We start from the raw sequence: 20,303 nt of genomic DNA on the forward strand, positions 1-20,303 counted from the left end.
ACGCTCGTCCTCATGGACCCCACGCCAGACCCGCCCCCCGCCGCCGGACCCGGCCCGGCCCCGGACCCGACGCCCCACCGGGTGCCCGAGATCTCCTCGCTCGGGCTGGACACGCTGGTCACCGAGGTGGCCGAGCGGCTCCAGTCTGCGGCCGCCGTCACCGACCGGATGCAGCGCCTGCTGGAGGCCGTGGTCTCGGTGGGCGCCGGCCTCGACCTGCACGCCACGCTGCACCGGATCGCCACCGGCGCCGCCGAACTGGTCGACGCCCGGTACGCGGCGCTCGGGGTGATCGCGCCCGGCGGGCACGGCCTGGCCGACTTCATCCACGTCGGGATCGACGACGGGACCGCCGCCGAGATCGGCGACCTGCCGACCGGCCGGGGCGTCCTCGGCGCGCTGATCGACCGGCCGGAGCCGCTGCGCCTCGCCGACCTCGGCACCGACCCGCGCTCCACCGGCTTCCCGCCGCACCACCCGCAGATGCGGACCTTCCTCGGCGAGCCGATCCGGATCCGGGACGAGGTGTTCGGCAACCTCTACCTCACCGAGAAGAAGGGCGGCGGCGCCTTCACCCCCGAGGACGAGCAGGTGGTGCACGCGCTCGCCGCCGCGGCCGGCGTCGCGATCGAGAACTCCCGGCTGTACGAGGAGGGCCGCCGCCGCGAGCGCTGGATCGCGGGCGCGGCCGCCGTCACCACCTCGCTGCTCTCCACCGACGAGGCGGAGGTCGCGCTGACCGTCGCGGCCGAGCAGGTGCGGGAGCTGGCCGACGCCGCGCTCGGCATGATCCTGCTGCCGACCGCCGGCGCCGACGGCGACGGACAGCTGCGGGTGGCCCACGCCTCCGGGGAGGCCGCCGAGTTCGTGCGCGGCGAGCTGCTGCCGCCGGACAGCTTCGCCACCCGGCTGCTGAAGGGCGAGAGCGTCTACCTGGACGACATGTCCAGCGACCCGACCGTGGTGATCCGGCTGGCCCGCAGCTTCGGCCCGTCGATGGCGGTGCCGATGATCGCCGCCGGGCGGGTGCTGGGCGGCCTCTGCGTCTGGCGTTCGCGCGGCGCGGTGCCGTTCACCGACGCGGAGAAGCAGCTCGCCGAGACCTTCGCCTCGCAGGCGGCGCTCGCCCTGCGGCTCGCCGAGGGCCAGCGGGACCAGCAGCGCCTCGCAGTCTTCCAGGACCGCGACCGGATCGCCCGCGACCTCCACGACCTGGTGATCCAGCGGCTGTTCGCCACCGGGATGATGCTGGAGAGCGCCGCCCGGCGGTCCGTCGTCCCCGAGGTGAAGGTCGGCATCGGCAAGGCGGTGGACGAACTGGACGCCACCATCCAGGAGGTCCGCACCACCATCTACGCGCTCCAGCACGACAACCACGGCGACGCGCCGGACACCCTGCGGACCAGGGTCCTGCGGGAGGGCAGCCAGGCCGCGGCGGCGCTCGGCTTCAAGCCCTCGATGACCTTCACGGGCCCGGTGGAGAGCCTGGTCGGCGAGAAGACCGGCCGTCAACTACTGGCGGCCCTGCGGGAGATGCTCTCCAACACGGCCCGGCACGCGCGGGCCTCCCGGGTCGGCGTGGAGGTCGACGCGACGGTGCACCTGGACGACGCGGGCCGCCCGGTGAGCGGCGACCCGGAGTCGCTGGACCGGGCCGGACGGCCGGGGGTGCTGCTCACCGTCACCGACGACGGCGTGGGCATCCCGCCCGGCGGCCGGCGCAGCGGCCTGAGCAACCTCGCCCGGCGGGCCGAGGCGCTCGGCGGGGACGCCTGGCACGAGCCGGGGCCGTACGGGAAGGGGACGATGGTGCGCTGGACCGCCCGGCTCTGAGGGGCCGTCGGCGGTCAACGGCCGCTGCGGGCAACCGGGCCCCGGGCCGGCTCAGCGGCCGAGGAGCTCCTCCAGCACCGCGGCGACGCCGTCCTGCTCGTTGCTCACGGTGTGCAGCGGCACCGCCGCGAGCACCTGCGGGTGCGCGTTGGCGACGGCGTACGCGGTGCCGGCCCAGGCCAGCATCTCCAGGTCGTTCGGCATGTCGCCGAAGGCCACCACCGCGCTCCGGTCGATCCCGCGCCCGGCGCACCAGCGGGCCAGCGTGCTGGCCTTGGTGACGCCGGGCGCGCTGATCTCCAGCAGCGGGATCGGCGCGGAGCGGGTGATCTCGGCCAGGTGGCCGGCCGCCTCGCGGGCCTCGGTGAGCAGCTTGTCGGGGTCGAGGTCCGGGTGCTTGGCCAGCAGCTTGAACAGGCCGCGCACCGTGCCGCAGGCGCCCAGCAGTTCCTCGGCCGGGCCGACCGGGTGGTCCTCGTCCTGGCCCCACATCGGCACCTCGTACCCGGGCTCGCGGGCGAACCCGGCCGGGTACTCGAAGGCGAAGGCGGTGCCGGGCAGCTTCGCCCGCAGTGCCGCCACCACCTCCAGGGCCGTCCCGGCGTCGAGCGGGAACGACTCCAGCAGCTCGCCCCGGTGCACGTCGACCACCGCGCCGCCGTTCGAGCAGATCGCCACGCCGTGGCCGCCGATGTGCGGGCTGACCTGCTGCATCCAGCGCGGCGGCCGGCCGGTCACGAACACCACGTGGACGCCGGCCGCCTCGGCGGCGGCCAGCGCGGCGGCGGTGCGCGCGGTGACGGTGCCGCCGGCGCAGAGCAGGGTGCCGTCCAGGTCGGTGGCGATCAGGCGGGGGGCGGTGCGGGGTGTGGTCACCGGACCATCTTCGCGTACCGCCGCCGGGAGGTCACCGCCGCCGGGAGGCCACCGTGGTCGGGAGGCCGCCGCCTCCGGGAGGCCACCGCCGGGGGCGGCCTCCCGGTGCGGGCCGGGTCAGCCGGCCTTGAGGGTCAGCGCGGCGGTGTGCAGCTGGCCGCCGGTCTGGAACTGCAGGAACAGCCGCCAGTCGCCGCTCGCCGGCAGCTCGGCGTGGAACGCCAGGGTCGGCCCGCCGGTGCCGCCCGCCTCGGCCTTGGCCTCCGGGTGGAGGTGGGCGAAGGCCTGGTCGCCGGCGTGGAAGGCGGTCAGGTGGGCGAAGGTCTCCAGGTACGGCTGGAGGTCGGTGACCGGCCGGCCGTCCTTGCTCACGGTGACCTCGAGCTCGCCCGCCTTTCCGGCGGCCGGGGCGCCCTCGACCGCGACGGTGTAGCCGTCCACCGTCGCGCTGCCGGTCGCGGCCGGCAGTTCGGCGACGGCCGCCGCGCCCTCGCCGGTGACGGTCACCGTGCTGCTGAGCACCAGGCCGTTGCCCTGGCCGGCGCCGGCGTCCGGGATGAACGAGGCGTAGACCCGCCAGGTGCCGGCGGTGAGCGCGGCCAGCGGCGCGGTCCAGGTGCCGTCAGCGGCCATCTCCGGGTGGATGTGCTGGAACCCGGTCAGGTCGGAGCGGATCGCGTAGAAGTGCATCCGCTTGGTCTGGTCGGTCCGGAACGCGGTGACCGGCGTGCCGTCGGGGCCGGTGATGCCGAACCGGTACTCGGCCGGGGAGCCGGCGGTGAGCGTCCCGGTGGTGGAGGTCAGGCGGTAGCCGTTCCGCTCGGCGGCCGGGGCACCGCCGGCCGCGGCGGCCGTGGCGGCCGCGTCGCCGCCGGGCATCTGGTGGCCCTGGTGGCCGCCGCTCGCCGCGCTGGTGGCGGCCGCGCCGGCGCCGTGGTCCATCCCGCTCATCGCGTCGGAGCCGCAGGCGGCGAGGGCCAGCGAGAGGGCGGCGGCCGCGGCGGCGAGGGCGAGGGCGCGGTTGCGGGTACGGCGGTTGCGGGTGTGCGAGGACATGGGGTGGGTTCTCTTCCGGTGTGTTTCGGGCAGGACGCGGCGCGCCCGGGCCTCCTTCCGGGAGGTCCGGCGCGGGCCCGGTCACGTCCGCGCGACGCACATCCGGAGCAGCAGCCGTCGGCCGGCGGCGGGCGGTGCCCGTGGTCCGTCGGCGGACCGGCGGTGCGGGCCGGCGAGGGCGGCGGGCAGTACGGCGGTCACCGCGAGGGCCGCCGGCCCGGGAGCGGGCAGCCCGGCGCCGTCCCGGTCGCGGGTGGACACGCAGGAGACGGCGGGGTGGCCGGCCTCGGGCGCGGTGCCCGGCGCGGCCAGCGCGCGGGCGGTGGCCGGGGCGGCCGCCGGGTCGGCGACGGGTTCGGTGGCCGGGGCGGCGTGGTGCCCGGGGGAGCCCGGGGTGCCGTCCGGGGCGACGGCCACGGCGGCCGCGGCCGTCGGCTCCGGCTGGTGGCAGCCGCCCGCCGAGGTGGGCGAGCCGTGCATCAGGAACAGCCCGGCCAGCAGCGCGCAGAACAGCGGCAGCCGGGCCGCTGCCCGCCCGCCGCGCCCCCCGCTCCGCCGCCCGTTCGCCGTCATGCGGCAGACGATACCCCCAACCCGTATGTCCGCCGGGTAGCTTTCGGCCCTCGGGACGAGGTTTCCGGCCGATTCACCCCGGCCCGGGGTGTTGTGCCGCGGGCGGCCGGGCATGACCGGCTACGGCCACCCCGTCGGCAGGAAGAGCCATGCCACCTCGCCACCTCGAAGACGAGCGCCCGACCGCCGTGCCCGACCGGCCGTGGACGCCGGACACCCGGCGCGACCCGGTCCTGATCGGTGACATCCTCCTCGACACCCTCGCCGAGCTCGCCCGCCGCCGCGCGGTACCGATCCCCTTCCCCGCCCAGCGCACCCGCCCGCACCCGTAGCGCCTGCCCTCCCCCGGGACCGGACCCGACGGCGCACCGAGGCCCTCGGCCGCCACGCCGCGCACCCGTCGCCGCCCGAGCCGTGACCGCCGGCGGAGGAACGTCCGGGCTCGTTCCCCTCGTTGTCGGTGAGCTTCTTCAGCTCGGCCACCTGCTCCGTCGGGAGGGTGACCGTGATGCGCGTGGTTCCTGACATGGGCCGAGCATGCTCGGGTACGCGCCCGAGGGGGCCGGACCGCGTCAGGCGAGCCAGCGGCCGTCCCGCATCAGCTCGCGGTCGGTCAGTTCGTTCTCCTCGCGCCAGGCCTGGACGCGCTGCGGGGTGATGTGGAACCAGCGGTAGCGCGTGGTGAGCGTGCGCGGGTCGAAGCCGGTGCGTGCGGCGAAGCGGTCCCCCTGCTCCTGGGGGAGGGCGTCGAGGTCGACGGCCTCGACGGTGCCGTCGATCATGGTGACGTCGCGGGTGGGGCCCAGTGCGAGCCGGACGGTCCCGGCGGCGGCCAGGTTCCGGCCGGTGGGGCTGTTCGCGGGGGTGGCCACCCGCAGTGCCACGCCGTCCCAGTCGAAGGACAGCGGCACCAGGTACGGCGCGCCGTCGGTGGAGGCGGTGGCCACCCAGACGTCGACGTCGTGGGCGAGCCGGTGCTCGGTGTCGAGCCGGCGCCGGGCACGGGAGCGAGGGGTGGCGCCCGCCTGGTCCTGGAGGATGCCGAGGACGTTGCCGTCGGGGTCGGTGACCGTGGCCACCAGACGACCGCCGCCGACCTCGTGCGCGGGCTCGGTCACGGTCGCGCCCGCCGCCGTCGCCGCGGCCAGTGTCGCCCGGATGTCCGGGACGTGCCAGTACGTCACCGGCGAGGTCATCGCCTGTGGTCCGCCGCCCGGCACCAGCCCGATGTGCTGGCCCCCGGCCTCGAAGCCGACGTAGTAGGGCGAGTCGTTGCGCGGCGGTACGCCGAGCAGGGCCGCGTACACCGCCTTGGCCTTGGTCAGGTCGGACACCGGGTGGAGCACGGTCTTGATTCCCGAGGTGGACGGGCCGGTCATGGGTGCTCCCTTGAGGTCGTGGGCCGCGATCGACCCGTTCCGTGTGCCGTCACAGCGTCCCGCCCGGCAGGGGCGGCCGGCATCCGTGGTGACCACGGAGACGACCACCGAGCGGGAGCGCGGAGGGGCGTGCGCCACAATGGCGCCCATGGGAGCAGCAGCGGGGATTTCGCGTCGCGAGGCCGAGGTGCTGGAGCTGGTCGGGGACCACCTCAGCAACGCCGAGATCGGGGCGCGGCTGTTCATCTCGGTGCGCACGGTGGAGACCCACGTCTCCTCGCTGCTGCGCAAGTTGGAGGTCCCCGATCGGCGGATGCTCGCCCGGCGCGCGTCCGAACGGGCCCGCCCCGACCGGTCGCGTCCGGCACCCGCGCTGCCGACGCGGCTGACCTCGTTCATCGGCCGGGTGGGCGAGCGGGCCGCGCTGGCCGCGCTGCTCAAGGAGCACCGGCAGGTGACCGCGGTCGGTCCCGGCGGGGTCGGCAAGACCCGGCTCGCGCTGACCGTGGCCTCGGACGCGGCCGAGGAGTTCGCCGACGGGGTGTGGTTCGTCGACCTGATCCCGGTCACCGATCCCGGCATGGTCGCGACCGCGGTGGCCGAGGCGCTCGGTCTCGGCGAGCAACTGGGCCGCGACATGGCCGACTCCGTGACCGCCGCGCTGACCGACCGTCACGTCCTGCTGGTGCTGGACAACTGCGAGCACGTCGTGGACGGGGCGGCGCTCTTCCTCGAACGGCTGCTGGCCGCCTGCCCTCGGGTGCGGGTGCTGGTGACCAGCCGGTCCCGGCTGATGGTGCCGTTCGAGCGGGTGTACCCGGTCCCGCCGCTGTCGCTGGACGGTGACGGCGGCTCGGACGCGGTGGCGTTGTTCATGGACCGGGCGGCGTCGGTGGGCTGGCCGTTGGATCCTCCCCTGTACGACCAGATCGCGACGATCTGCGGACGGTTGGACGGCATGGCGCTGGCGATCGAGCTGGCCGCCGCCCGCTACCCCACGCTCGGGCTGGACGGCATCACCGCCGCCCTGGCCCATCCGCTGCGGATGCTCACCGGCGGCTCCCGCGCGGAGGACCGGCACCGCTCGGTGCGGGCGGCGCTGGACTGGAGCCACAACCTGCTGGACCCGGCCGACCGGGCACTGCTGCGCCGGGTGTCGGTGTTCGTGACGCCGTTCACCGCCGCGGCGGCGGCGGAGGTCGCCGGGTTCGACGGGGCGACCGTGGTCGACGGACTGGCCCGGCTCGCCGAGCAGAGCCTGCTGACGGTGACGCCCTCCCCGGGCGGGACCCGTTACCGGGCGCTGGAAACGCTGCGCCAGTACGGGACCGACCGCCTCACCGAGGCCGGTGAGCTGGACGACACCCGCGCCCGGCACCTCGACTGGTGCCTTGCCCAGAGCGCCGACCTGGCGGGGGAACGAGCGGACTGGCGGGCCCGGTTCGACCGGGTGGCCGACGAGCTGCGCGCCGCCCTCGCGTGGGCGGAGCACCGACCGGAGCGGCGCGCGGGCGCCTACCGCCTCGCCCGCGGCATGGCGGAGCTGGCCTTCACCCGCCATCTGATCGGCGAGTCCCAGCAGCGGTACGAGCAGGCCGCCGCGCTCGCGACCACTCCGGCCGACACGGCGTCGATGCTCCGGCACGCCGCGGCCGTGGCCGGCTGCCGCCTGCACGGTGACGACATGCACCGGCTGAACCGCGCGGCCGCCGACGTCGCACGCCGGTCGGGCGACGCCGCCGCGGCCGCCCGCGACTTGGCGGCCGCCGCCAGCAACGCCTACCGGTTCTCCAGCAAGTTCGTGCGGCAGCTCCCGCCGGAGGAGGCCGACGCGCTCATCGCCGAGGCGCGGGAACTGGCCGGCGACGATCCCGCCGCCCGGGCCGCGGCCGCGCTGGCCGAGGCCGGACGGGCGCTCACCCACGCGATCGGCGCCGCGCAGGGCATGGCCGACGCCCCTCCCGGGGCGACGGGCGCGGCGTGGAGCCCGGGCGGGGTGACCGCCCAGGAGGCGATCGCGTCCGCCGGACGAGCGGTCGAGCTCGCTCACCTCGCGGGGGATCCGCTCGCGGAGTCCGCCGCGCTCGACACCCTCGCCGGCGCGTTGAGCTGGGCCGGGGACGCGTTCGCGGCGGCGACGACGGCGCGGCGCCGGGTCGAGCTGATCTCGGCCGCACCGGACGGCCCGGCCAACACCCATGAGCTGATCGAGGCGCTCGGCGAAGCCGCCGAGGCCGGCCTCGGCGTGGGGGACCTGCCGGGCGCCCGCCGGTGGGCACGGCGGCTCGCGGATCATCCGCAGCTGGCAGAGGTCGGCCACCGGGCCACGGGCTGGCTCCTCGTGGCCGACGTGCTGGCGGGTGAGGCCGAGGAGGCGCTCACCGTCGGCGTCCGCTTCCGCGACGCGTGGCAGCGGGCCGGCAGCCCCGCCCGGGCGGTCCTCGGTCCGCCGGCGGCGGCGATGGCGACGGTCCACGGGCTGCGCGGTGACCGGGAGGCCCGGCGCGACTGGAGCGCGGTGCTCGATCAGGTCGACCCCTCGCCGTGGAACACCCGCGGGTACGGCGCGGTCTTCGACGCGATCCTCATGCTCCACCAGGGGCGGCCCGGGGCGGCACTGGAACGGATGGCCCCCGAACCCGGGGAGGTGCGGCAGTGGACCACCTGGATCTGGCTCCACTGGTACGTGGCGCTGCGCGCCGAAGCCGCCGTGCTCGTCGGGGCTTCCGACGCCGCCGCCCGCCTGGCGGAGGCCCGGACCGCCGTGGCCGGCAACCCGGTCGCCACCGCCCTCGTGGAGCGTGCGGCGGCACTGCTCGACGGTGACGGGGAACGGCTGGTCGCCACCGCGGGGGTGTTCGACGCCGCCGGTTGCCGCTACCAGTCGGCGCGGACCCTGATCCTCGCGGGCGGCGAGCACGCCGCCCGCGGCGCGGGTGCGCTCGCCGGCCTGGGCCTCGCGCCGATGGCCGTCCGGTAGCCGCGCCGCGGCCGAGTCACGCACGCGCCGCGGCTCACACCGCCCGCTGCACGAGCTCGACGATCCGCTCCTCCACCTCGGGCGTCACCTCGGTCAGGGCGAAGCCGGCCGCCCACATCGAGCCCTCGTCCAGCTTCGCCTGGTCGCTGAAACCGAGCGTCGCGTAGCGCGACTTGAACTTCTCCGCGCTCTGGAAGAAACAGACCACCTTGCCGTCCAGCGCGTAGGCGGGCATCCCGTACCAGAGCTTCGGCGCGAGGGCCGGGGCGTTGGCGGTGATGACGGCGTGGACGCGCTCGGCCATGATCCGGTCCGAGTCCCGCATCTCGGCGATCTTCGCGAGCACGTCCCGCTTCGCCTCCGCCGCCTTGTCCGCACGCGAGCCGGGGCGCGCCGCCTTCTTCTGCTCCAGGGCGTGCGCCTTCATCGCGGCCCGCTCCTCCGCGGAGAACCCCTCGTACGCGTTGCTGGTGCTGGTGGTGCCGGCCATGATCGCTCCTTCGGTCGCCGGTCGTGATCGGCCCGGTCCGTCGGGCCGATCACCGTGACCACAGTCTGTTCCGGCAGGGGTGCGCACCGCCTCCGTGCCGACCACGGAGAGCACCACGGACCTCGGGTCGGTGGCAGCCCCGAACCCGCACGGCCGCGCCGAGCGCGATCGGGGTCCGCCGACGGCGGAACCGCGCGCGGACGACGCCGGCTGCGGCATGGGATCCGACCGGGAGCCGGCCGGCACCCGGCGGTCGTGTCCTGACGGCTGCCGTAGGGTCGGTGGCATGCGTTTGAGCACGGTGATCCTCCCCATCCACCGGTGGAGCGAAGGACAGAAGATCTGGCGGCGGGCCGAGGACCTCGGGTTCCACGCCGCGTACACCTACGACCACCTGTCGTGGCGGAGCTTCCGGGACGAGCCGTGGTTCGGCGCCGTCCCGACGCTGACGGCGGCGGCCACGGCCACCGAGCGGCTGCGCCTGGGCACGCTGGTGACCTCGCCGAACTTCCGGCACCCGGTGACGCTCGCGAAGGAGCTGATCACGCTGGACGACGTGTCCGGCGGGCGGATCACGGTCGGCATCGGGGCCGGCGGGACGGGCTTCGACGCGACCGCGATGGGGCAGGAGGCGTGGTCGCCCAAGGAGCGGGCGGACCGGTTCGGGGAGTTCCTGCCGCTGCTGGACGAGCTGCTGCGCACCGACGCCACGACGCGCGGGGGCACGTACTACTCGGCGGTGGAGGCGCGGAACATCCCGGGGTGCGTGCAGACGCCGCGGCTGCCGTTCTACGTCGCGGCGACCGGGCCGCGCGGGCTGAAGCTGGCCGCCGAGTACGGGCAGGGCTGGGTGACGTACGGCGACCCGCGCGGGCCGGCGGACGTGCCGCCGGAGCAGGCGCCCGAGGTGATCGCGAAGCAGATCGAGAAGCTGACGGCCGCCTGCGAGGCGACCGGCCGGGACGTCGCGACGCTGGAGAAGGTGCTGCTGCAGGGCTCGACGGCGGAGCAGCCGCTGGCCTCGGTGGACGCGTTCGTCGACTGGGCGGGCCGGTACCAGGAGCTGGGGATCACGGAGTTGGTGATCCACTGGCCGGTGCCGGACTCGGTCTTCGCGACCGACCAGGCCGTCTTCGAGCGGATCGCCACCGAGGGCTTGGCGCAGCTGGGCTGACCCGGGCTCGGTGGCGGAGGGGGTGACGGCGGGAGGCGCTAGTCTTTCCGCCGCACCTCACAATCTGATCATGTGTTAAACGGGGGTTCTTTTCGCATGTCCACCTTCACCAGAATGCTCGGCGCCGGTCTGGTCGCCACCGCCGTCCTGGGGCTCTCCGCCTGCGGGCCGGACAACTCCTCGGACCGGGCCGGCGGGAGCGGCCCGGCCGCGCCGACCGCCTCGGCCAGCGCGGCTCCGGCCGGCGGCGCCACCGGCGGCGCGACGGCCAAGCCGAGCGCGAGCGGTCAGCCCGCCGGGACGGCCAAGCCCTCGGGCAAGCCCTCGGCCGGGGCGAGCGGCGAGCCGGAGGGCTTCTGCGACGCCGCGCCGCTGCCCGCCGGCCAGAAGTGGGTCTACCCGGCCAAGGGAACGACCACGACCACGCTGGTCTACAAGGACACCAAGACCGCGTGCGGCGTCAACGACGTCGTCTTCGAGCCGACCGGCGCCGACAAGAACGCGCCGTTCGCGGCGACGGTCAAGGGCCACCTCAACTCGGTCATGGTGCCGCCGAAGGACGTCAACGTCGCCGACCTGGTGAAGCACATCAACGAGTGCCTCGCCGACCCGACCAGCACCAAGGGCTTCTACCCGTGCTCGGGCGGCGACTACAAGATCGCGATCGACTCCTCGGGCAAGGTCGTCGAGGTCACCGAGCGCGCCCACTCCTGACCGCGGACCCCCGGGAGCCCATAGCCCGCCGGCGCCGACGGCGCACGATGACAGCCCGTCAAGCCTTTGCCGGGCCCGGCTACACGCTGCTCCTGCCGTGACGGGGAGGCCGCCCAGCACACTGGGCCGGCCGCCCCCGTCACGGAAGGACTCCCCCCATGCCGCGTTCCGAACAAGCCCGCCTCCTCGGGAAGTTGGCCGCCGACCAGGCCACCGCCGACCGGCTGCGGATGCCGGTCGGCGAGTACCGCGGGCTGCGCGACGACGCGCGGGCCGAGCCGGACGGCCCGTCCCGGCGCCGGCTGCTCGCCCGGGCGGCCGCCCTCGGCCTCGGCGCGGCGGCCTACGGCCTCACCGGCGCCCGTCCGGCCCGGGCGCAGGGCACCGGTCCGAGTGCCGACGCGGAGCGGCGGGCCGGACTCGACAGACCGGTCGGCCCGTCGCCCCGGATCGCCGTCGTCGGCGCCGGCATCTCCGGCCTCAACGCCGCCCTCACGCTGGCCGACAAGGGCATCGCCGCCACCGTCTACGAGGCCAACCCGGACCGGATCGGCGGCCGGATGTACTCGGGCGGCGGGGTGACCCGGCCCGGGCTCTGGCTCAACGGCCAGGTGTCCGAGTACGGCGGCGAGTTGGTGGACACCGGGCACCACACCGTGCGGCAGCTCTGCCAGCGGTTCGGGCTCGGCACCACCGACGTGGCCGCCGCGTACGGCTCGCAGGCGGAGCAGCACTTCTGGTTCCAGGGCGGCTACTACCCGCGGGCCCGGGCCGACGAGGACTTCAAGCAGATCTGGCAGCTGATCAAGGCCGACGTCCAGGACGGCGGCGCCGGCCCGACCTGGAACAGTCACAGCGAGGGCGCCGTCCGGCTGGACCGGATGTCCGTCCGGGAATGGATCGACTCCCGGGTGCCGGGCGGGCTTTCGAGCCGGCTCGGGGCCCTGCTGGACGTCGCCTACGCCGTCGAGTACGGCGCCGACACCGCCGACCAGTCCGCGTTCGCCCTGCTGCTGATGCTCTCCTGGCAGGCCCAGCCGGGCGACTTCAACATCTGGGGCGGCTCCGACGAGCGGTTCCACATCACCGGCGGCAACGACCAACTCCCGTACGCCATCGCCGGTGCGCTGCCGCCCGGCACCGTCCGGCCGGGACACACGCTGACCGCCGTCACCCGCAACGCGGACGGCTCGCAGACGCTCGCCTTCGACCTCGACGGCGGCGGCACCCGCACCGTCACCGCGGATCACACCATCCTGGCGCTGCCGCTGCCGGTCCTCCAGCAGCGGGTCGACCTCTCCCGGGCCGGCCTCGACCCGATGATGACCGGGGTGCTGCGGAACATGCGGATGGGCGCCTGCACCAAGCTCAACATGCAGTTCGGCGACCGCCCCTGGCGCGGCACCGGCCCCTGGCCCGGCGTCTCGGGCGGCGAGTGCTTCGCCGACCTGCCGTTCCAGCAGGCCTGGGACGTCACCAAGGGACAGCCCGGCGACACCGGCATCCTGGTGCAGTACGGCGGCGGCTCGCCGGCCCGCGGGCTCACCCCGCCGGCCGCGTTCACCGACGCCTCCGTCCCGTACACCCGGGAGCTCGCCGGCCGCTACCTGCGCCAGATCGACGTGCTCTGGCCCGGGACGTCCGCCGCCTGGAACGGGCGGGCCACGCTCTCCGCCTGGCACCTCAACCCGTACTCGTACGGCGCCTACTCCTACTGGCCGGTGGGCTACCTGACCGGCTGGGCCGGGTACGAGGGCACCGCGCAGGGCCGGCTGCACTTCGCCGGCGAGCACACCTCGTACGACTTCCAGGGCTACATGGAGGGCGGCGCCGCAGAGGGCGCCCGGGCGGCCGGGGAGGTGCTGGCGGCGATCGGCGCGTAGCGGCGGCGGGGGGCGCGGCCGCGGTGCGGGGAGGGGGCGGAGACGGGACGGAGACGGGGGTGCGCGGACGCGGCGCGGGCGGGTCGGCGGTGGGGCCGGCCCGCCCATTGCGGTTCGATCACGGCGTGTCCGATTGATCGTCCGTTGGGTGGGTTGCGGTGATTGATTTCTTTGGCAGAGGTGTGGACCGGCTCTCATAATCCCTGGTGAGACGCGTGACGGTCGGCCTGGGGAGCCACGGGGGGTGGCCCGCGAGGGGCCCCGTGCGCGACATTCCACATGTCCCGGGGGGAGTTCCTTGTCCGCGCCCGAAAACGTGCCGCCTGCCGCCGATCCGGCCCACGGCGTCCCGTCCGCCACCACCGCCGCACCGGATTCCGGTGCCGCACCCGCCTTCGCGCCCGCCGAGGGGGCCGCGCCCGCCTTCGCGCCCGCCGAGGGGGCCGCGCCCGCGCGGAAGCTGCCGCGCGCCGTCGGCGTCGCCCTCGCCACCGCGGGCCTGCTCGCGGTGACCGCGACCAGCGCCGCCGTCACCGTGGCCGTCGGCAAGCCGGACGCCCGCCCGGCCGCCGCCGCCCCGGCCACCGCGGGCCCGACCGTGAGCGCGAGCCCGACCGCGCCCGCCTCCGCGACGCCCACGCCCTCCGCCGTGCCGACCACCGTGGCACCCGTGCCCAAGCCCGCCAGCACGGTCAAGGGCACCGTCAGCGGCGGCCGGCACGACGGCGACCTGCGCTACTTCCTGCTCCCGATCCCGGACGGCGGCGAGTCCTACGGACCGGCCGACGGCATGACGATGTCCGACGAGGAGGTGTCCGAGCTCTTCGGCAACCAGGACGGCATCATGCGGATCCTCAAGTCGTACGGCTACAAGGAGGCCGCGACCCGGATGTACCGCACGGCCGACGGCAAGGCCGAGGTGACGGTCACCCTGCTGCACTTCGGATCGGCCGCGCAGGCGGGCGACTTCGCGAAGAACCACACCATGAAGCTGGACCCGATCGACATCGACGGGGACCCGAACGCCCACGGCTACGTGAACAAGCCCAAGCAGCAGGCCTACACGGGCTCGATGACCGGCATCTCCAGCCAGGGCGACGTGCAGTACACGATCGACGTCGACGTGAAGGGCAACCCGGACAAGGCCCTGCTGAGCGAGCTGATGAAGCGCCAGCGCGAGTGGCTGTCCTCCGGCGGCTGAGCCCCGCCGTAACCCCGTCCGACGTCACCCTTCCCTTCCTGGAGCCACTCCGTGACCACCGAACCCGTGGAGCCGTCGCCCGCCGACGCGCCTCCGCCGGCCGTACCCGCCGAGCCGGCCGTACCCGCCGAGCCGCCGGCCGCTCCCGCCGCTCCCGCCGCGCCGCCCGCCGTCGACCTGATCGCCCTCCCGCTCGCCGAGGCGCCCGCGGCCGTGCCCGCGCCGGTGCGCCGGCCGCGCCGCCCGCGGCCGGTGCTGCTGCTGGTGTCCGGGCTGGTGCTCGGCGCCGTGGTCGGCGGCGCCGCCGGCTACCTCGTCCAGGCGGGCCGCCCGGCGACGCCGCTGCCGCCGATCCAGGTCGCGCTGCCCTCCTACCCGGCGGGCGCGGTGGACCCGGCGGCCGCGGCCGCGGCCGGGCCGAAGCCGCTCGGCATCGACGGCGACCTGCGCAAGCTGCTGATGACCGCCCCGGCCGGCAGCACCCCGTGGGCCGACTACCCGGACACGCCCAGCTGGATCACCGTCGGCGAGCTCGCCGAGCGCAGCGGCCGGTCGGGCGACATCTTCAAGAGGCTGAACACCCAGGAGTTCCGGCGCGCCGTCGAGGTCGACTGGAAGAAGGACGGCCTGAAGGTCCGGGTCACGCTCATCCAGTTCTCGGCCGACCGCGCCGCCGAGGCCAAGTCCCGTGCGGGCGGCTACCGGCTCAAGCCGTTCGCCGAGGACGCCAACGGGGGGTACGAGGTCGACAGCACCCCCGACCACTGGGCCGAGACCACCGAGCAGTACTACCCCGGCACCGCGCTCGCCCAGCGCGGCACCGTGGTGATGAAGGTCGAGGTCTTCGGCACGCAGCCGGTGGACCCCGAGGTCGTCAAGGGCATAGCCAAGCAGCAGTGGGAGCGGCTGGTATGAGCGACAGCACCGTGACCGGGGCCACGACCCCCGAGCCGACGCCCGCCGTCGAGCCCGCGCCGCCCGCCGTCGACGCGGCCCCGACCGTGGCGGACGCGGCCCCGCCCACCGCCGACGCGGCCCTGTCCGGCGTCGAGCCCGCGCCGCCGGCCCCGGCGGCCCCCGCGCCGTCCTCCCGCCGGCTCCTGCGCGCCACCGGTGCGACGGTGGCGGCCGCCCTGGTCGGCGTGGTGATCGGCCTCGGCATCATCAAGACGCAGTACGACGACCCCGCGCCGGCCACCGCCGCCGGGCCGACGGCCGCGCCCGCCCCGAGCGCCAGCGCCACCCCCTTCGGCGCCAAGGCCAACGGCAACCACTTCGGCTCGCTGCGCGACCTGCTGCTCCCCGTCCCGGCCGGCTACGCGCTCGGCCCCGACGAGGGCGGCTACGGCAACGACACCGAGCTGAGCGCGGACCAGCTCTCCGCCGAGCTGGACGACGACCTCCAGCAGATCCCCAAGGACAAGCGGGACAAGCTCCGCCAGTACTGGGAGGGCCTGCACGTGAAGGCCACCGGTGTGCGCACCTACAAGGCCACGGCCAACAGCGACCTGGTCATCGGCATGAAGCTGCGCCAGTTCAACCAGCAGGAGGTGCAGAAGGCGAACGAGTACACGGCCGTGTTCACGGGCGACACCGGTCTCTTCCGCATCGGCCCCGCGGTCCCGAACCACCCCGAGGCGCACTGCTACCTGATGCCGGCCCCGCCGTCCGCGCCGATCGACTACCTGGAGTGCTCGGCCGCCGAGGGCGACCTCCTGGTGATCATGACCGCCGAGGGCGTGGCACCGCTGCCCAAGGACAAGATCGTCGCCTTCTTCACCCAGCAGCTCGACCGCCTCGCCAGCCCGGGAGCGTCCGCATGACCGACAGCGCCACCCCGAACGACGGCGCGGCCACCCCGGCCGAAGCGCCCGCCGCCCCGCCGGTCCCGCCGGCCGCCGCCCCGCCGGCCGCCGTTGCTCCGGCTCCGGCCGCCGCCCCGCCGGCTCCGGCCGCCGCCCCGCCGGCTCCGGCCGGTGAGCCGCCGAACCCGTTCGCGCCGCCCGCGCCCGGGGCCGTGGCCTACGCACCGCCCCTGCCCGAGCCGCTGAGCCCCGAGGAGCTCGCCGCCCGCCGCACCCGCCGGCGCAAGGCGGCGCTGCGCTGGGGCGCGGCGGTCCTGGTCTGCGCGCTGTCCGGTACGGGCGCCGCGGCCGCCGTCATGGCCCCCGACCGCACCGACCTGCCCGGCCTGGCCACCGAGCCGGACGGCCGCTACACCTTCCCGGCCCTGGTGCTGCCGCCGCTGCCCTCCGGCAAGGCGGTGCCCCGGCAGAACAAGAGCCGCCACGCGGCCGACCTGCGCCACCTGCTGCTGCCCGTCCCCAAGGAGGCCGGCGGCTCGCTGGCGCCGGTGGTCTTCCCGACGCCGGCCCCGGTGGCGACCCCGTCCGCGACCGCGTCCGGCTCCGCCTCCGCGAGCCCCTCGGCGTCGCCGAGCGCCTCCGGCAGCCCCACGACGAGCCCGTCCGCGACGGCGAGCCCCTCCGCCGGGGCGGCCACGGCCGACTGGGTCCCGTGCGACGCGCTCGCCGGTGAGCAGAAGGAGGCGGCCAAGTTGCGCGCCCTGCTGCTGCAGGACGCCTGCCGCGCCGCGACCGTCCGGGAGTGGACCGCGAACGACGGCACCCGGACGCAGATCCGGCTGCTCTCCTTCGGCTCCTCCTCCGAGGCCTGGGACGTCTTCGCCGACCTGCGCGCCAACGGCGAGCCGAAGGACATCCCCGGTCTCAGGAACGGCCCGACCGACGGCTGGGACTCGGTCTCCGGCGTCGACCTCGCGCTCCGCGAGACGCCGGCCACCGGCCAGGGCGACGGGCCGACCGCCCGGGTGGCGTACCTGTCGGCGGGGGACGTCGTCGCGGTGGTCACCATGACCAACCCCAAGGGCGTGAAGACCGCCGCCTTCCGCCAGGTCGTCACCCTCCAGTCCGACCTGCTGGCCTGACGGCACCCCGGGTGGGCGGCGCACCCCGCGCCCCCGCCCGGGCCCACGACACCCGCGGCGAACCCGCGCCGCCGCGGCCGGTCGACCACGGTGGCGCGGCCGCAGACCTGTTCCGCCGGCCCGGCCCGCACCGTGGCCGGGCAGGGCGCGGTGCGCGCCTCCCCGGAGCCCGGCGCCTCACCCGGTGGCCCGCGGCGAGCCCGTCACCCGGTGGCGCCCGGCGAGCCCGGCGCTGGTGCCGGTGGCCGGCACCAGCGCCGGATCCCCGCTGGCCACGTGACCGGTGCGGAGCACCCGAGCGGGCCCCGGGCGGCCCGCCGTGCGCTGTCCGCGGCGAGCCGGGCCCAGGCCTCCGCGCTCCACCGGGGCGCGGGCGACCGCGGGGCCTCGCCCGAGGCCTGGTACGGCCCGGCCCGGACGGTGAAGCAGAGCGGTTCGCCGGACTTCGCGTAGGTGCCGTCGCGGCGGAACGTCAGCCGGGCGCCCCAGCGGGTGACCGTGCTGTGCTCGCCGGAGTCGAGCGCGTACACCGGTTCGCCGGCCGACGGGGCCGGGGCCCGGAGGCCGCCGCCCGGGGTTTCGCTGCCGGTCAGCCGGTCAGCCGGTCAGCCGGTCAGCCGGTCAGCCGGACGCTGAGCCGGGGGCCCTGCCCGGCCTCGGCCGTGCGGTCCAGCAGGTGCGGGCCCGGCTGCCGTGCCGCGTCGAGCTGCCGGTCGAGCTCGTACGCCGTGGCGGCGCCGTCCTCCAGCAACGCGCCGGCGCGGTCGGTGCGGACCACCCCGTCGCAGGCGGTGCCCTCGCCCGCGGCGGCCTCGCCGGAGCCGTCGCCGCCGCACCCGGCCAGGCCGAGTGCGGCGGCCGGTGCGAGTGCGGCCCCCGCCGTGCGGTGTGCGGCCCCGGTCATCCGGAGATCCTCCCGTTGGAGCTCTGGTCGGTGTTGGAGCCGTCGGTGTACCCGTCGAGGGCCCGGTCGCCGGCGCCGTCGGCCAGCCGCCGGACGTCCTCGGCATCGAGCCCGGTGCCGTCGGCCGCGGCGATGACGATGTGCCTGGCGCCCAGCGCGGCGGCCGCGCGGCCTTCGGCGGCGTGGTCGCGGCCCTCCTGGCGGCCGTCCTCGGTGGTGTCGCGCCGGTTGGCCCTGACCACGCTGTCGGTGATCTCCTCGACCAGGAAGCCGGCGACCTCGCCCGCGACCGGCACCGTCTCGGTGAGGACGCCGATCGTGGTGGTGAAGGCCGTCGTGGCGTAGCCGGCGTTGCGCTCCAGTGCCTCGTCGTACTCCTGGTCGGAGGTGGCGTGCCCGGTGTGGACCTGGTGGATCCGGGCCTCGTTGAGGATGCCGCCGACGACGCCGCCGGCCCGCGCGGTGGAGTCGACGTCGGCCTCCAGCCGGGGGAAGTCGGCCCCGCTCTCCAGGTGGCCGCGGACCACCGCGGTGGAGTAGGCCTGGTTGGCGTTGGCCACGGCGGCGTACGCGTCCGGGTCGCGGCCGAGCGCGTCCAGCAGGCCGTGGACCGACGAGCCCTTGAGGCCGGCCGGGGCGCCGTTCACCGGCAGGTCGTCCTTGTGCGGGGAGAGCGCCCGCTGGACGTCGCCGATGTAGTCGGCGGACATGCGCCCGAGGCTGTCCCGCAGCGGGGCGAACCTGCCGTCCTCGCCCCGGAGCTCGTCGAGGACGCCGCCGGCGCCGTGGTTGCCGAAGGTCTCCACGACCTTGTGCATCACGGCGGCCCGGTCGGCGGTGTGCCCGACCGGGGTCCCGGAGGGGTCGTCGTACGGCCGGCCGGTGGTGGCCGCCTCCAGGGCGTGGCCGAGCGCGTCCGGTCCGCTCCGCGCGCCGGCCCGGCGCAGCTCGTCGTTCCGCGCGAGGGTGTCCGGCGTGTACTCCTTCCCGTGCGTGAAGTAGTGGAGGTAGTCGGCCGGTTCGGCCTTGCCGTTCGGGTCGACGGTGCCGTCGGTGCGGTACGCGGTCGGCGCGTCGTGGAAGAACCTGGTGGCCGCCCCGGGGCTGTGGCCGAGCGCCTCCAGGACCGCCGTGGTCGGCTCGAAGCCGGAACCGCCCTCCGGGCCCAGCAGGTTGAAGCCGCGCCGGTCGCCGCGCGGGCCGTACAGCGGGGCCGGCCAGTACTTCTCGTCGGTGTCCAGCTGGGTGATGTGCTCGGCGATCGGGACGAGGAAGTGCGGGTCGTAGTCGCCGGTGCGCAGGATGCCGGAGAGCACCTGGTAGCCGTAGGGCGCGTAGTCGGTGCCGCTCTGCCGGTAGGGCTTGTCCCGCACCGGCTCGGCGCCGGCCCCGCGCAGGTCGGCGGCCCACTGGTCGGGCAGGTGCGGCACGTTGCCGGTGCGGGTGGCGGTGGCCAGGGCGAGGCCGAGGTTCCGTTGCAGTTCCCGGTACTGCTTCCGGCGGGCGTCGTCGGCCCCGTCGAGCGGCGACTCGTCGCCGACCATGCTGTTCCAGGCCTGCAGCGTGCCCCGGGGGCCGAGGTCCTGGTAGAAGCGGGTGGAGAACACCGGGTCGTTCCGGTTGGCGGCCACCAACGAGTTCAGCTCGGTGAGTTCGGCGTCCGAGAGGCTGCCGCCCCGGGCCGCGAGCCGGGCCGCGCGGATCCCGTCCGCGTCCGGACCGGCGCCGACCGCGGTGGCGTTGAAGGACTTCGCGCCGTCGGTGCGGGTGTCGGAGCGCAGCGCCCAGGCGGCCCGCTCGTCGGCGGCGGTGGCCTCCTGGACGGCCGCGTCGATGGCCCTCCGCGCGGCCTCGGCCCTGGCGCGGTTCTCGTTCTCATAGGCCTGGAGGGCTTCCCGGTCGTGCCGGGTGGCGTTGTCGGCCGGCGGCCAGCTGACGGTGCCGTCGTCGGTGACGGTCAGTCCGGCCGCCCGGGCGTCGGCAACCGCCTCGTCCAGCGTGGACCTGGCGGCCCGGAAGTCGTTGCCGGCGTCGCGGAGGATCGAGGCGATGGCGCCGGCCTCGGTGACGGCGGCGGTGAGCTGCTCGTTGACGCGCCGGAGCCGGGGCCGGGCCAGGTCGGCCGAAGGGCCGTTCCAGGCGGCGGAGTCGACCTTGCGGATCACCGTTGCGTCCCAGTCCTGGTCCATGGCCCGGAGCTTCCCGACCACGTCGTCCCAGGCGGTGGCGGCCTCGTCGAGGACGCCGAGCTTCGCGGTGCGCAGCTCGTGGAAGTCGACCATCGCGTCCGCCC

At 75.9% G+C, this 20,303-nt stretch carries 18 protein-coding genes and 1 pseudogene; 11 read left to right on the forward strand and 8 right to left on the reverse strand.

Annotated elements, in window-relative coordinates:
- Window positions 1-12: 12 nt before the first annotated feature.
- Window positions 13-1,833 carry a GAF domain-containing protein gene (locus tag ACFVHB_RS17940; RefSeq protein ID WP_380322423.1) on the forward strand — a complete coding sequence of 607 codons (1,821 nt, stop codon included), beginning with the start codon at window positions 13-15 and terminating at the stop codon, window positions 1,831-1,833.
- 51 nt (window positions 1,834-1,884) lie between these two features.
- On the opposite strand, the gene ACFVHB_RS17945 is transcribed toward ACFVHB_RS17940, so the two are convergent.
- The 3 genes from ACFVHB_RS17945 to ACFVHB_RS17955 form a co-directional block, all read right to left on the reverse strand.
- Entirely contained in the window at window positions 1,885-2,709 is an 825-nt protein-coding gene (locus ACFVHB_RS17945) for an HAD family hydrolase (RefSeq protein WP_380322426.1), read from the reverse strand.
- Window positions 2,710-2,826: 117 nt separating this feature from the next.
- Window positions 2,827-3,765 (reverse strand): hypothetical protein, encoded by a 939-nt coding sequence (locus ACFVHB_RS17950; RefSeq protein ID WP_380322429.1) that lies wholly within the window; start codon window positions 3,763-3,765, stop codon window positions 2,827-2,829.
- An 81-nt stretch (window positions 3,766-3,846) separates the two neighbouring features.
- Complete coding sequence (locus tag ACFVHB_RS17955) at window positions 3,847-4,338, reverse strand: hypothetical protein (protein ID WP_380322432.1); 492 nt, start codon at window positions 4,336-4,338, stop codon at window positions 3,847-3,849.
- 149 nt (window positions 4,339-4,487) lie between these two features.
- Here ACFVHB_RS17955 and ACFVHB_RS17960 point away from each other — a divergent pair, with 149 nt between their 5' ends.
- Complete coding sequence (locus ACFVHB_RS17960) at window positions 4,488-4,670, forward strand: hypothetical protein (protein WP_380322435.1); 183 nt, start codon at window positions 4,488-4,490, stop codon at window positions 4,668-4,670.
- A 240-nt stretch (window positions 4,671-4,910) separates the two neighbouring features.
- Here the strand turns inward: ACFVHB_RS17960 and ACFVHB_RS17965 are convergent, their stop codons facing one another.
- Together ACFVHB_RS17965 and ACFVHB_RS17970 are read right to left on the reverse strand one after the other, a co-directional pair.
- The gene (locus ACFVHB_RS17965) at window positions 4,911-5,378 is read right to left on the reverse strand and encodes a pyridoxamine 5'-phosphate oxidase family protein (protein ID WP_380322594.1); all 468 of its coding nucleotides are present in this window, start codon (window positions 5,376-5,378) and stop codon (window positions 4,911-4,913) included.
- Window positions 5,364-5,717 (reverse strand): annotated as a pseudogene (locus ACFVHB_RS17970) (VOC family protein); the annotation flags it as partial. The pseudogene ACFVHB_RS17970 and the gene ACFVHB_RS17965, both read right to left, overlap by 15 nt.
- Before the next feature lie 148 nt (window positions 5,718-5,865).
- Here ACFVHB_RS17970 and ACFVHB_RS17975 point away from each other — a divergent pair.
- On the forward strand, window positions 5,866-8,697 hold the full coding sequence (locus ACFVHB_RS17975) for an ATP-binding protein (RefSeq protein WP_380322438.1): 2,832 nt from the start codon (window positions 5,866-5,868) through the stop codon (window positions 8,695-8,697).
- Between the two features lie 34 nt (window positions 8,698-8,731).
- Here ACFVHB_RS17975 and ACFVHB_RS17980 read toward each other — a convergent pair whose 3' ends face one another.
- Window positions 8,732-9,187, reverse strand: coding sequence for an iron chaperone (locus ACFVHB_RS17980; protein WP_380322441.1), 456 nt, complete (start codon window positions 9,185-9,187; stop codon window positions 8,732-8,734).
- A 286-nt stretch (window positions 9,188-9,473) separates the two neighbouring features.
- On the opposite strand from ACFVHB_RS17980, the gene ACFVHB_RS17985 reads away from it, so the two are divergent.
- The 8 genes from ACFVHB_RS17985 to ACFVHB_RS18020 all read left to right on the forward strand — a co-directional run bounded on the left by ACFVHB_RS17985 (window position 9,474) and on the right by ACFVHB_RS18020 (window position 17,559).
- The gene (locus ACFVHB_RS17985; RefSeq protein WP_380322444.1) at window positions 9,474-10,361 is read left to right on the forward strand and encodes an LLM class flavin-dependent oxidoreductase; all 888 of its coding nucleotides are present in this window, start codon (window positions 9,474-9,476) and stop codon (window positions 10,359-10,361) included.
- 96 nt (window positions 10,362-10,457) lie between these two features.
- The gene (locus tag ACFVHB_RS17990; protein WP_380322446.1) at window positions 10,458-11,075 is read left to right on the forward strand and encodes a hypothetical protein; all 618 of its coding nucleotides are present in this window, start codon (window positions 10,458-10,460) and stop codon (window positions 11,073-11,075) included.
- 158 nt (window positions 11,076-11,233) lie between these two features.
- Window positions 11,234-12,958, forward strand: a complete 1,725-nt coding sequence (locus ACFVHB_RS17995; RefSeq protein ID WP_380322449.1) for a flavin monoamine oxidase family protein — start codon at window positions 11,234-11,236, stop codon at window positions 12,956-12,958.
- Between the two features lie 298 nt (window positions 12,959-13,256).
- Complete coding sequence (locus tag ACFVHB_RS18000) at window positions 13,257-14,159, forward strand: hypothetical protein (RefSeq protein WP_380322452.1); 903 nt, start codon at window positions 13,257-13,259, stop codon at window positions 14,157-14,159.
- A gap of 51 nt (window positions 14,160-14,210) precedes the next feature.
- Entirely contained in the window at window positions 14,211-15,074 is an 864-nt protein-coding gene (locus ACFVHB_RS18005) for a hypothetical protein (RefSeq protein ID WP_380322455.1), read from the forward strand.
- Window positions 15,071-15,982, forward strand: coding sequence for a hypothetical protein (locus ACFVHB_RS18010; RefSeq protein WP_380322458.1), 912 nt, complete (start codon window positions 15,071-15,073; stop codon window positions 15,980-15,982). Before ACFVHB_RS18005 ends, ACFVHB_RS18010 begins: the two co-directional genes overlap by 4 nt.
- Window positions 15,979-17,106 carry a hypothetical protein gene (locus ACFVHB_RS18015; protein ID WP_380322461.1) on the forward strand — a complete coding sequence of 376 codons (1,128 nt, stop codon included), beginning with the start codon at window positions 15,979-15,981 and terminating at the stop codon, window positions 17,104-17,106. Before ACFVHB_RS18010 ends, ACFVHB_RS18015 begins: the two co-directional genes overlap by 4 nt.
- 276 nt (window positions 17,107-17,382) lie before the next feature.
- On the forward strand, window positions 17,383-17,559 hold the full coding sequence (locus tag ACFVHB_RS18020; protein WP_380322464.1) for a hypothetical protein: 177 nt from the start codon (window positions 17,383-17,385) through the stop codon (window positions 17,557-17,559).
- A gap of 160 nt (window positions 17,560-17,719) precedes the next feature.
- Here ACFVHB_RS18020 and ACFVHB_RS18025 read toward each other — a convergent pair whose 3' ends face one another.
- Together ACFVHB_RS18025 and ACFVHB_RS18030 are read right to left on the reverse strand one after the other, a co-directional pair.
- The gene (locus ACFVHB_RS18025) at window positions 17,720-18,010 is read right to left on the reverse strand and encodes a hypothetical protein (RefSeq protein WP_380322467.1); all 291 of its coding nucleotides are present in this window, start codon (window positions 18,008-18,010) and stop codon (window positions 17,720-17,722) included.
- The gene (locus ACFVHB_RS18030; protein WP_380322469.1) at window positions 18,007-20,292 is read right to left on the reverse strand and encodes a hypothetical protein; all 2,286 of its coding nucleotides are present in this window, start codon (window positions 20,290-20,292) and stop codon (window positions 18,007-18,009) included. Before ACFVHB_RS18030 ends, ACFVHB_RS18025 begins: the two co-directional genes overlap by 4 nt.
- Window positions 20,293-20,303 lie beyond the last annotated feature (11 nt).

The sequence above is a fragment of the Kitasatospora sp. NPDC127111 genome, from assembly GCF_042677465.1.
Classification (GTDB): domain Bacteria; phylum Actinomycetota; class Actinomycetes; order Streptomycetales; family Streptomycetaceae; genus Kitasatospora.

What these genes read in the sequence shown, in the direction of transcription:
- ACFVHB_RS17955 (WP_380322432.1), bottom strand. Translation starts at nt 4,338, where the DNA reads ATGACGGCGAACGGGCGGCGGAGCGGGGGGCGCGGCGGGCGGGCAGCG.
- ACFVHB_RS17940 (WP_380322423.1), top strand. Translation starts at nt 13, where the DNA reads ATGGACCCCACGCCAGACCCGCCCCCCGCCGCCGGACCCGGCCCGGCC.
- ACFVHB_RS18015 (WP_380322461.1), top strand. Translation starts at nt 15,979, where the DNA reads ATGACCGACAGCGCCACCCCGAACGACGGCGCGGCCACCCCGGCCGAA.
- ACFVHB_RS17990 (WP_380322446.1), top strand. Translation starts at nt 10,458, where the DNA reads ATGTCCACCTTCACCAGAATGCTCGGCGCCGGTCTGGTCGCCACCGCC.
- ACFVHB_RS17995 (WP_380322449.1), top strand. Translation starts at nt 11,234, where the DNA reads ATGCCGCGTTCCGAACAAGCCCGCCTCCTCGGGAAGTTGGCCGCCGAC.
- ACFVHB_RS18030 (WP_380322469.1), bottom strand. Translation starts at nt 20,292, where the DNA reads ATGGTCGACTTCCACGAGCTGCGCACCGCGAAGCTCGGCGTCCTCGAC.
- ACFVHB_RS17960 (WP_380322435.1), top strand. Translation starts at nt 4,488, where the DNA reads ATGCCACCTCGCCACCTCGAAGACGAGCGCCCGACCGCCGTGCCCGAC.
- ACFVHB_RS17975 (WP_380322438.1), top strand. Translation starts at nt 5,866, where the DNA reads ATGGGAGCAGCAGCGGGGATTTCGCGTCGCGAGGCCGAGGTGCTGGAG.
- ACFVHB_RS17985 (WP_380322444.1), top strand. Translation starts at nt 9,474, where the DNA reads ATGCGTTTGAGCACGGTGATCCTCCCCATCCACCGGTGGAGCGAAGGA.
- ACFVHB_RS17950 (WP_380322429.1), bottom strand. Translation starts at nt 3,765, where the DNA reads ATGTCCTCGCACACCCGCAACCGCCGTACCCGCAACCGCGCCCTCGCC.
- ACFVHB_RS18010 (WP_380322458.1), top strand. Translation starts at nt 15,071, where the DNA reads ATGAGCGACAGCACCGTGACCGGGGCCACGACCCCCGAGCCGACGCCC.
- ACFVHB_RS18025 (WP_380322467.1), bottom strand. Translation starts at nt 18,010, where the DNA reads ATGACCGGGGCCGCACACCGCACGGCGGGGGCCGCACTCGCACCGGCC.
- ACFVHB_RS17980 (WP_380322441.1), bottom strand. Translation starts at nt 9,187, where the DNA reads ATGGCCGGCACCACCAGCACCAGCAACGCGTACGAGGGGTTCTCCGCG.